Genomic DNA, 10,818 nt, shown 5'->3' with positions numbered 1-10,818 from the left:
CTTAACTCCACATGCGCGAAAGCGCGTATGTTACGACAGTTGTGATCCCAAGAAGTGCCCCGAAACCGAAGCCGACAACGTTGCCGTACAAAGTACCGTTGCCTGATCGGCTATGCTCGTTCTGGACCATGTACCAGATGTTGTAACCCGTGTAGCAACATACGGCGAGGCTGATGAAGCCGAATGCAATCGGCATGATATTCGCCATGTCCGACAGGAATGTGTAGAAGGCCGATGCGCCGTCTTCGAGCTTTGCATTCTCCATCTTCGCCCGCCTCTCGTCCTAATCAGTTGAGACCTTCCGGCAGAATGACCGGAGCAAGAAATACTATCCCGACACCAGTGCCGGCCGGGGCCGTCATCGTATGGGGGCGAGCAAATTGCTGCTGTGCTATCGACGCGAGGTTGTTGCCGAGCGGCTGCAACGCCGCCACGGCCGCTTGGCCGTAGTTCACATTGTTCGCGCCGGATACCACCACGCCGTCGCTGACCGTGATCGTGCGGTTGCCCCGCACCAGCTCGTTCGCGACCTGCCCGGCACCCTGAATAAGCGAGCCTACGAGAAGCCCTGACCACCGTTGCAGGGTGTGCCGATCGACATCGGTGGCAACGCCTGTGCGCGCCTCTCTCTCCGAGATCGCGATAGCGTTTGTCGTGAACTCGTGACCATCGCGTGTCACAATCTTGGTGAAGTTGATCGCCGACTGTTCGCCGGAATACTGGATTTGCCCGACGAGGCGCATTCCGGTCAGCGGTCCCGGCCGCTGCCCGCGCACCGGATCGTAGATCACATCGTCCAGCGTCACGAGGATCGGCGCGTTGGGGTCATCACTATTGAAGCCGCGATCCAGTCTGGCAAAAATCACGTCGCCAGTGCGAGCAAACATCCTGCTCTTCCGGGGCGGCGGGCCTTTGCTCTGTCCGTTACCCGCCGCAACGGGTTCCTTCTTCTCTTCTGGCTTGGCATAGGTGTTGCTCGCCATGCTGACAGCGTTTTTGTCAGCGGCGGCCCCCGTGCTCAACGTCATCAGCTTCTTGATCTGATCGTTTATGCCTGCTTTAGCTTCGGCATCGTCCACCGGCTGCTCGACCGGAACGCGCGTGACATAGACGGTGCGGTCATGCCGCTCCTTGATGATGCGCTCCTGAATTTCAGGCTCCTTCTTTTCCGGCAAGACCGGGATGTCCGGCTGGTCTGCCGGTCCGGTCTGCGTGATAACCGTGGGGGCCTGATAGTCGCGGTCTTCTTGACGCGCACGCTGCGCGTCCTCCTGATTGACCGTCGCTCGACGGTCGGCGTCGGTCGGCGGAACAGGCGTCATCTGGTCGTTCTTCGGCACGTTGCTCGCCGCAGGCAGCGAACTGTCCGTTCCAGCGCCCCTGTCGATGACGGCATTCTGCGACAGCAGATAAGCGCCAGCGCCCACCGCCAATACGGTCGCTACGCCCGCTCCGATCACTACTTTGCTGACCATGAGAAAGCCCCTTCCTTAGAACGAAACCGTGGCACCGACTTCGGTGCCGTTTCTGTCGGAGAAAAACACGCGGTACGGCACGCCATCGAAACGATACGCCTTCTCGCCATCCGGCGTTGAGGCGCGAGACGAATAGTGTGGCGTCAGCATCTCGATCCGCCCGACCACCACGAGATCGCCATCGGGGGCGACATAGCCGCGAACGCCCGGTGCGCCGATCCCGACCGAGCGCGCCCCGCGTGGCGGCCGGCCGCTGATGTAGAACGCCAGATCATCATCGCCAGTAACCACAGGCCCGCGCTGCTTTTTGGCGTAATTCTGCGATCCCGTGCGCTTCTTGATCGAGACCGGCTTGACCTTCTCCGCCAGCGGCGAGCGGCCTTCGATGACCACCGTAAGCGGCATGTCCACCGAGACCGCGCCGCCGCCTTTCGGCCTGAAACCGGATTGAGTGACCAGAACCACTGGAAAGGTCCAATCCTGCAAGGCAACATTGATGTTGCCGAAGACTTCGAAATAGCACGGCGTCAGGTTGATCGTCGTCGGCCGGGAGCCATCGACGGACTGTGCGGCGGCATTGTTGTTGCCGCAGCCATTCCCGTCCTGTGCCAGCATCGCCGGGTTGTACGTAACCGACGCAATCGGCCACGGGAAACCATTGCTGTCCACAAACGTGACCGGCGTCTGCAATCCGAACGCCAGCCTCACAGTTGGCGGCGTTTGCATGGGCGTCTTGGCGGCGTTGACCACGCGCGGGGTCGCTTGCGGATATGGGTCTTCCGAATAGGTCGGCCGCACCGCCGCACTCTGCGATCCCAGCGCAGCATCCCTGATCCGGCCTACCTCGTCCGGTTTCAACATCGTCCCCACCGACTGATCGACCATCCCCTGCCGGATCGCATCAAGCTCTTCCTTCGTCAGCTTGCGCGGCGGCAGTGTCGGCTTTGTCGAGGTCTCCTGCGATCCTGCCGGAAGCTGGGCGCTATCCGGGACCGTGCCGGCAGGCAACGCATCGTCGTTTGGCGCAGGCCGCACTATTGGGCCTGAATTTTGCCCGTCGCCTATCGGCGCTGTGATCTGCACGTCCGTGTTCTGCCCCGCTTGCTGCGCAAAGGAAATGGACGCGCTTGCAAGTAGAGCGGCGGCGGTAGCGGCCAGTTTCTTCATGTCACCCTTCCAGACCTATCATTGGCGTCACCCGAATACTGTCGATACCAATCCCGTTAGGATTGGCGGGCGATGGCTTCAACTCGACTATGAGCATCGTCAACAACAACAACTGATTGGTCGTCTCCGCATTCGATTCCCGAAAGACCACCAACGGAACCTCGACGTTCCAGTAGTGCCGGTTGCCAATGTACCCCTCTTCCTTGATGTTCGGCGTCCTTACCTTATAGGCAGTCTGCGTCACAAAGTTCGACCGGATCGCCATCGGCGAGCCAGTGCGATTCAGCTCGGCGACATAGACGTCCGAGCCTGCGGCCGTGAAATACTGCCGCAGGGCCGAGCCTACGGTCACGGACTGATTGTAGTAGTCGTACGAGTTGATCGACACGGCCGCGTCGGCCGCGAAGTCCACCACGCGCGCTGTGCTGATCTCCGGGCGGCGAAGCACAGAGCCGTTGCACTCCGCTTCTGTGCCACTCTCCCGCCAGACGAACTTGTAGACCGGCCGTATCCAGTAGGTGTCCGCCGTCAACGCAATCGCGCTCGTCGCCATCAGGCCGAAGAGGGCGCTCATGCCGACGATCATCGTGCGATAGAAGGTGCTGTTCATGGCTTCGCCTGCCCCGCACTGGCGTCGTTCTGACTGGTGGCCGCTGGCGCTGGCGCTGCTGGCGGCAAAGGCCCCGCCTCTGCCGGACCTGTCGAGCCTGACACCGGCTGCGACGAGATCAGGCGGCCAATCGCGATCCCCTTGGGATTCAGCGGGGATTTTGCCGTGCGCACGACACGAGCGTAGAAATCGCGGTTCTCCACGCGACGGTCGCTCGAATTTCGATAAACGAGCATGGTCGGCACCGTGACCTCCCACTCGTAGCGCGGCAGGCCGTTCGGCGCTGTCACCACGCCTTGCGAAGTGATAACCGCCGGGCCGCGCTGCTGGGCCGTCGCCACCTGAAAGCGCCGGGCAACGTCCGCGATGATGCCCCATTCCGAAACCGAAAGCCTGTAGCTGTTGCGGGCGTCGAGCGTCATGTAGTCGGCCGTGTTCTTGTTGATCTGCTCGCGCCACGACCACCAGTCATAGGTCTGGATCGCGCGAACGGCCTCGACGGCGAAATCGCGCGCAACAGCGTCCGACACCATCGGCTCATCGAGGCCGATTGGCGCGCACACGCTCTGTGCGTCTGTCGTTCCGAGGAACGCCGTCTCCGGGTACTTGACGAACCGCCCGTAAAGTATCTGGGCCAGATGCACCCCTATGATCACATTCGCGATCACCAGCAGGACGAGGAACACGTTCATGTTCCTCAAAATTGCCTGACGGGCTTTGTTCTCTTCGATGATCTGCTCTTTGCCCCGCACTTCCTATAGCTCCCCTGCGTTCAGGATCGGGACCGGGCAACCGAATACCCCACCGTCAACCACATACGGTTCGATATTGGCCATGGCCTGCAAAGAGTTCCCCGCCAACAGTGTTGCGATCACCAGCACGAAAAGGACCGCCCACAACGCCTTGATCAAGTTCTGCTTGGAGACGATTTCCTGCTCTGCGAATGACGGCGCGACGGGAGCGGGCAACGTCTCAAACCCGAATGTCGGGAGTGTCGTCGCCGCTGACCGTCGCTGTTTCTTCTCAAAAAGCCCCATATCTGATCCCTATTGCGCCATCAGCGCGTCGATCACCTGCGGCATGGCATCGGTCCATCCCGTCACCACAGCGAGATTTCCCGACTTCTGCGGGATCATGAACAGCGGCACTGCTGCCTGCTTCGACGGCAGGTTCGCCGCGAGCGTCAGCCACAGCTCCTTGTTTCCAAGCATCTTGTCCTGCAAAGACTGGTCCGGCGAAACGTCGAGACCCGACGCATCGCCGTCCATCAGCTTCGTCAGTGCAGCGGCCGGATTGCTCGACCTCACGACGCCTCGAATGCTCGGCTCGGCCGCCAGCATCGTTCCTTCATCGCCACCGAGCACGCTCAGCGGCACGTAGCGCACCGCGTACTTGCCACTCAAATATTTGTGAGCCGCATGGCAGTACGGGCAGCGTGGGTCCATGAACATGATGATCGTGTCCTTGTCCGTGGCCTGCTTGCCGGACGGGATGTCGCTGACCGTGAGCAACTGCGGCATGACTTCCGAGAACACCTTGCCGACAACCTGCTTGTCCGTGATCCTGAACCCGTCGTCGGGTTTCGGTCCTGCGGACGGAGTGAGCGGCGCAGCGCTCGATATGGTGCGGTCAACCGCTGCCGGCTGCGGCGGGGGAGGAGCCGGATACGCTGGCTGGGGCACAGGCGGCTGCTGGTAGCTCTGCTGTGGGTAAGGCTGCGGCTGCGGATAGGGTTGCGGATAGCCCTGCGGCACTGGCGGTGGCGGGGGCGCATATGCCTGCTGCTGCGGCGGTTGCAACCGATCCAGCAGCCCAAGGCCGCCGAAGACCAAAATTCCGATGATAGCTATTGCCGCGAACGCCCAGATCGCATGAACGCCGAAGCCAGACCCGGACTTTCCGGTTCTCGCCGTGGTTTCGCCTGCCTGCTCTGCCGCCATATGCCTGACCCTCGTTTTCTCTAGTCCTTGCGCCCGATTCGCCTTTGCCAAGTGCCAGACTGGCACCACTCTCTCAGCAAATCGACATTATTTTTCGGATTGGTTTTACTGTATAACCCGATTTCCGACAATTGCCAGTGTACAAAAAAGGCCCCGGTTGTCCGGGGCCTCCTTTCCGCTGCCCGCTACGCGGCAGGCTACGCTTTAAGTGCTGCGGCGCTGTGCCCGCAGCTCTTCGAGGATCGCTGCCTGCGTCTCGTTAAGAGCACGAATGGCGGCGGTCTGCGCCTTAGTCGCCTCGATCTGCTCTGCCGCCCGCTTGGCGGCGTCGAGACGCGCGATCTCGCTATGGACCAAGAGATTGCGCAGCCACCCAACCGTTGCCACTTCTCCAGCGGTCGGAGTGGGCGGCTCTTCAAGGAACATGCCGTTCAGCGCGTCGGGCTTGAAGTTGTCCAGAACGCTCGGCAGCTTCCCCTTTTCCGCCCAATCGGCCTTCTTCCGAAAGAAACTCATTTTCGCCTCCTGTCCACAAACGACAGTAATTTCTATGCCCACAATATAAGTCGTTTTATCAAAGTGGGCAATGGCAAATATGTCACATCCGACAGTTTCTACTCCGCCGCCAAGCGGCGGGTCTTTGCCGCGTCCGCCGCCGCCTTGGTACTGCTGGCGATGGCGCTCGTTCTCAGATCAAACGAGCGCGACTGCCGCAGCGGCGCATCGATCAGCATGCCAAACGCTTTCTGCGCAAGCTTCTGTTCCGCGTCGGACAGGCCCCAAGCTCCCATGGATGTTGCATACCCTTCGATCAACGACGATTGCAGGTTGTTTATATTCCTGTTGATCATCGCATCCGTGCTGCGCTCTTCGAGAGCTTCCAAGGCAAGCCGCAGCGCCAGATCGACCTCCCCTTTCTGAAACATGCCGCTGGCGAGCATCTTTTCCAGACTCTCAGCCAACTCCTCGATGCTCCAAGACTTGTTCGGTGGCCCGCTCTTGCCGAACGCGCTTGCGTTGGGCGCAATGGCACCGAGCATCATCGCTACCTCTGCGATCACATAAGCCAGAGCATCATCGCCAAGATGATCGTTGTATTGGCTCTCCGCATCGGCCTGTGTCAGCGACCATTCCCGCACGGACGCCGCCGTGCTCTCGGTCAGCAGGTTCTCTTGCCGCTCGCGGCGACGGATCGCCTCTATGCTCGCGCCATCGCGGGGCTTCACGGGAACAAAGTGGTTGATCCTCCACTCCGTCACTTCCGGCACGTCGCCCGTGTAGAACGCCATATAGCGGATCGTTCTCGTCTCGCCGAGACGCTGCCCGCCATCGTGCCGTTGCGTGCCGACGATCAAATGAAACTGGCCGTTCTCCTGACCGGCGAGGTCCGGGTAGCGCACCACATCCTCTTCCTCGTAGACGATCTCGTCGCTTAGCGTCGTAGACTTGAAAGCAGCCTTAGCAGCCACCTTCATCGACTTCACGCCGCTGGTGAGCTGCTTGCCGGCCCAGCCGCGAATTGTGCGATAGGTATCGCTGTCTTCGCCGCCGACGAAGCGGCCAATATGCCTCAAGGTCGTATTCTGGATCGTTTCGGACGCCTCGGCCTCCGAAGCTTTCTTCAACGAATCCGTTGTCTGCATGCCGAACGTGCATGATACGCCGAAGGAGCGGGCCTGCGCCGCTGCGACCGAAAACCCGTCCACCACGTAGTAGCCATATTCGTCAAAGATCATCGGGTACGGCATCTGTGATTTCGAGGGTGAGGCATCAACGATCTGACGCCTGTCGCCTTCCAGCGGCTTGTAGAGCAGGTTGCCGAGAACCTGCTTGACGGCCGCAACTGTCACCTTGCCAAGGGACCGGGTGCTTTCCGGGGCCTTTTCCAGCGACGGGATCATCACAAACACGAGACGCCGGTTCAGAAAAACGTCGCTCATGTTGATTTCGCCGACTTCGGCGTTGAATACATGCCCGAACGTATAGGTCAGCATCGCGGCCGGTTCCGACAGGCTCATGGTCATGTAGCCCCACTGCCGGTAAATCTCGCTGCGTGTCGCGTCGGCCGACTGATTGCCCTGCTGCTGATCGCCTCCGCTACCGAAGCCCCCTTCGGCGAGCTTCCGGTATGCTGTCATCATGTCCTTGGACAGAGCTTCCACCGACGACTCGCCCTCCATCAACGCGGCAGCGATCTTCGTATCGTTCGCGTCGATCATCGGAGGCGGCTCTTTGGGCATCACCTGTGTGTAGCCCGGCAGATCGGTCAACACCTGCTCCAAGCTCGCGCATGCCTGTTTGAGCAGCAGGAACTCGCGGTGTTTCCCTTCCTTTTGCAGATTGACTTCCTTGCCGTGCTTGTCCCGGAACCGGCCAAACCACACGAGATTTTCAACGTTGTTGAGCTGAAAAAACTCCGTCAAAAGCCGTGGGTTATACTCGACGTAACCCATCTCTTGCAGCAGCGTCAGTGGTCGCGGAAGCGCTTTGTTGAGCTGCATTGCACGTTGCGCGAAAACGCTGTTCGACCCCTCTGCGCGTGGAATGAACGTCTCCATCAAGGTCGATTTCTGATCCGATGATCCCATGGAGAAAGGGTTGAACGTGTTCGTCAGTTTGACATCCGACTGACCATAAAAATCTTTTGCCCCCATCATGAAGCAAAGAACGAGCAAGTCCTCCTCGCGGCCGAACAGGCGCGCGATCTTCCGCAGGGAATTGAGCGTGTCGGCAGACGCCTTGCCGTCCACGAGGATCGCGCCGGAATTGAGCGAAAGCGCGTTGAATACGAGACCAAGTATTTCTTCGGTCTTACCGGAACCGGTGCCACCTATAACGAGTCTGTGCGTCTGGAGATCGCGCGGAGTGCTCCACACTTCCTGACCTGCGAACGCGCCTCGGCCGACACCATGGTAGATCATGCCGTCGCCGGGGGCGTTGGTCGATTTGTCGAGAAAAGCGCCGGGGGCGTTAAAGCCCAGAGCGCGCGGCACACGGTATGGCGCATCCCAAAGCCGGTTCTTGAAACGCGAATTGGAGAGCGCAATCATCACCGTCAGGAACAGGATGATCTCCGGGACGAATGGTGCCCACATGAAGATCAGCGCCAGCAGCCCCAAAACCAAGTACGGTTTCAGGGCCTCTTCCGGGTCATTATGCGCATCCCGAATGCGCTCGAACAGCGTCTTGTGCCGCTCGCGGCGCGTTGCCAGCCTGACGACATCAGTGTGCTCGACGCCCTCAAATTCGCGGCGGCGTGGGGCCATACCTTACCCTTTCCCGATTCTGGGCTGGCCACCGCCGCCTTTGCGGTTCAACCACATCTGACGGGCGTTGGACCCGATCTGGCGGGACGCCGTGCCAGCCAGATGGCCACGGGCGCTCAACAATGCGCCTGTGGCAACAGCAGCGCCGGGATTTCCAAGCGCCCCTTCGGTGCGCTGACGGGCCTCGGACGTGACCAGTCGGCCGACGCCACTTTCAACCAAGTCCATCACGAACTCGGCCACGCCATCGATCAGCGAACAGCACGTCGAGACGAGCACGAAGGCCATCGAAACATAGATGAAGAACCCGCCAACGGCCATCGCCAAGGTCGAGACCGACAGCCCAAAACCACCGGACCCCGAATAGGTCAGCACCGATAGGGCGTTGCGCGTCAGGACGTTCAGGAAGTCCATGCCAACGCGCATCGCGGCCATGCAGAAGACCAGCCCGATGATGATCAGAGCAGGCCGCAGCAAAAGCCCCAACAGTATAACCAAGATGCGAGCCAGACTTGTTCCGCCTATGCCGCCCTGCCGATTTGGATAGAACATCTGCATGAGCACGAGCGGCGCCGATATGATCGTCTGAATCGCAAGAACAAGCCACGAGAAGGCGGCGAGGAAGAAATAGATCAGCGGCATGTACGGGATGACCACCGCCAGCACGAAACCGATTGTCAGCAGCAGCCAGCCGATGGGGCTGACCATCTCCACGATACTTCCGATGATGGCCCACGGCCCCGGAATCGACGTGGCGACCGATCCGCCAGCGCCAACGGCCGCGATAGTACCGCCTATCGCCATGATCTGGCCGCCCGATTGCTGCATCTGCGGGATCGGATCGACCCAGCCGTCTCCGCCAACCGAATTGACGCCCAGCATCCCATTCAACAGCCCTGCGATCTTGCGAGCGATCCAGCCGGTCGCCCCGGCCACATCCCGCTGCGTCTGATCGTTGGTGCCGGCAGAGTTGGTCCCCTGCGAAGCGGCGACAAACGCACCCTCCAGCTTGTCGATAGTGTCGATGTCGTTCTTGTATTGCCGAAAGAACACGTCGAGCTGTTCCGCACAGGCATTGAGTATCCAACCGCAGTTGAAAGCCTTGGCGAGATCGGTCGTGGGCTGCGTCCACGAGACGCTGATGCCGCTATTGCCTAAATTCGTCAGGCCCATGGTGGAGCTGGCAAGCAGACGCTGGTAGAGCACCGCATACATCCAGCCATTCTCGGTGTTCCGGGCCATGGCCTGCTGCGTCAATGACTTGATCGCGGGAAGCGCGGGTTCGAGGGCCGCCATGCCCGCCTGCTTCGCTTCTTGCGCGATACCCTGCACGGCCTCGTTGATGGCCGTTACCTGCTCGTCGCCAAGCAAGCGTTGGCCGCTTGCCGGGAACAGCCGCGCTTTCAGCGCCGAAGAGCGCTGGTCAATACCGTTGATGATCGCCCGCGCGACGGCCGAGCTGGCCGCATTCGAGTAATTGCGAAGCTGCGAAGCGATCTGCTTTTCGCTGTCGCTGCTGACGGGAATAAGGCTGGCATCGCCGCCGCCGCGATCCTCGATAGGCGAGGCGTTGACGTAGGACACCGTGACGCTGCCGCACAGTCCAACCGACTGTGCGAACGCGCCACCAGCGCGATACAGCAACATTTCAGATGCGCGCGCATTGTCCGCCGTTGCCGGCGTCGAGACCGTGGCGCTCCGTATCGTCGTGTCGCCAGTCGTTGCCATCGCCTGCGCGCCGGCAACAATCCCGTCTTTGCACAACTCGCCAGCTACACGCTGTTGCAACCCGCGTGCAATTTTCGTGCGAAGATCGCCCTCTGACCCTTCCTCGTCATTCCAAGGCATCCATGCGTCTTCACCTTCGGAGGTAAAGACCATGTTGAACGTCCGGTCCACCGCGTTGGCGTTCGCCATCTTCTCGGCGGCCTTGCGCCACATATTGTCGCCAAGCCCTGTGGACCACACGGCAACCTGCATCGTTCCCATCTGCAAGGCAGAGAAGCCATTGAAGGCCGGGAAGCACAGAATGGCACCGATAGCCGCCATAACGAGCGTCCAGCTCGGATTCATCGACCGGCCGCCTGCTTGACCATCGTTAGCCGTGTCTTTCAGCGCCGCGTAGATCAGATATGTGGCAACAGCCGCGATAACCGCCAGCATTGCCCAATTGAAGACCTCGATCAGCGTGGCGATGATGTCGTAGACATCACCGTTGCCACTACATGAACCGGCAGCACCACCGGCTGGCGTCCAGATATACTCGAACGTACATCCGACGAGACGGCGAAGGAAAATCAGCGCTACCGAGTTGCGTTCCGGCTCAAAAAGGCCGCTTACGTCTTCACCTTCCATCGCAC

General features: G+C 60.4%; 10 protein-coding genes. All 10 read right to left on the bottom strand.

Going from position 1 to position 10,818, the window contains the following annotated elements; all coding sequences use genetic code 11:
• Position 1: 1 nt before the first annotated feature.
• Positions 2 to 265 (bottom strand): hypothetical protein, encoded by a 264-nt coding sequence (locus ABWW28_RS23000; RefSeq protein ID WP_353392391.1) that lies wholly within the window; start codon positions 263 to 265, stop codon positions 2 to 4.
• A gap of 22 nt (positions 266 to 287) precedes the next feature.
• Entirely contained in the window at positions 288 to 1,475 is a 1,188-nt protein-coding gene (locus tag ABWW28_RS22995) for a DotG/IcmE/VirB10 family type IV secretion system protein (RefSeq protein ID WP_353392389.1), read from the bottom strand.
• 15 nt (positions 1,476 to 1,490) lie between these two features.
• A complete protein-coding gene (locus ABWW28_RS22990) occupies positions 1,491 to 2,642 on the bottom strand; it encodes a DotH/IcmK family type IV secretion protein (RefSeq protein ID WP_353392387.1) in 1,152 nt (383 codons plus the stop codon).
• A 1-nt stretch (position 2,643) separates the two neighbouring features.
• Positions 2,644 to 3,252 carry a DotI/IcmL family type IV secretion protein gene (locus tag ABWW28_RS22985; RefSeq protein WP_353392385.1) on the bottom strand — a complete coding sequence of 203 codons (609 nt, stop codon included), beginning with the start codon at positions 3,250 to 3,252 and terminating at the stop codon, positions 2,644 to 2,646.
• Positions 3,249 to 4,004 carry a DotI/IcmL/TraM family protein gene (locus tag ABWW28_RS22980; RefSeq protein ID WP_353392383.1) on the bottom strand — a complete coding sequence of 252 codons (756 nt, stop codon included), beginning with the start codon at positions 4,002 to 4,004 and terminating at the stop codon, positions 3,249 to 3,251. Before ABWW28_RS22980 ends, ABWW28_RS22985 begins: the two co-directional genes overlap by 4 nt.
• Before the next feature lie 3 nt (positions 4,005 to 4,007).
• Positions 4,008 to 4,289 (bottom strand): hypothetical protein, encoded by a 282-nt coding sequence (locus ABWW28_RS22975; protein WP_353392381.1) that lies wholly within the window; start codon positions 4,287 to 4,289, stop codon positions 4,008 to 4,010.
• Between the two features lie 9 nt (positions 4,290 to 4,298).
• On the bottom strand, positions 4,299 to 5,192 hold the full coding sequence (locus ABWW28_RS22970) for a hypothetical protein (RefSeq protein WP_353392379.1): 894 nt from the start codon (positions 5,190 to 5,192) through the stop codon (positions 4,299 to 4,301).
• 204 nt (positions 5,193 to 5,396) lie between these two features.
• On the bottom strand, positions 5,397 to 5,708 hold the full coding sequence (locus tag ABWW28_RS22965; RefSeq protein ID WP_353392377.1) for a hypothetical protein: 312 nt from the start codon (positions 5,706 to 5,708) through the stop codon (positions 5,397 to 5,399).
• Between the two features lie 98 nt (positions 5,709 to 5,806).
• Complete coding sequence (locus ABWW28_RS22960; protein ID WP_353392375.1) at positions 5,807 to 8,458, bottom strand: type IV secretory system conjugative DNA transfer family protein; 2,652 nt, start codon at positions 8,456 to 8,458, stop codon at positions 5,807 to 5,809.
• A gap of 3 nt (positions 8,459 to 8,461) precedes the next feature.
• Positions 8,462 to 10,813, bottom strand: coding sequence for a DotA/TraY family protein (locus tag ABWW28_RS22955; protein WP_353392373.1), 2,352 nt, complete (start codon positions 10,811 to 10,813; stop codon positions 8,462 to 8,464).
• Between the last annotated feature and the right edge of the window lie 5 nt (positions 10,814 to 10,818).

The organism is Brucella sp. NBRC 14130 (assembly GCF_040371715.1).
Taxonomy (GTDB): Bacteria; Pseudomonadota; Alphaproteobacteria; order Rhizobiales; family Rhizobiaceae; genus Brucella; species Brucella intermedia.
Note: the sequence above shows the minus strand (reverse complement) of the source record. Positions and strands in the feature narration are given on the sequence as shown.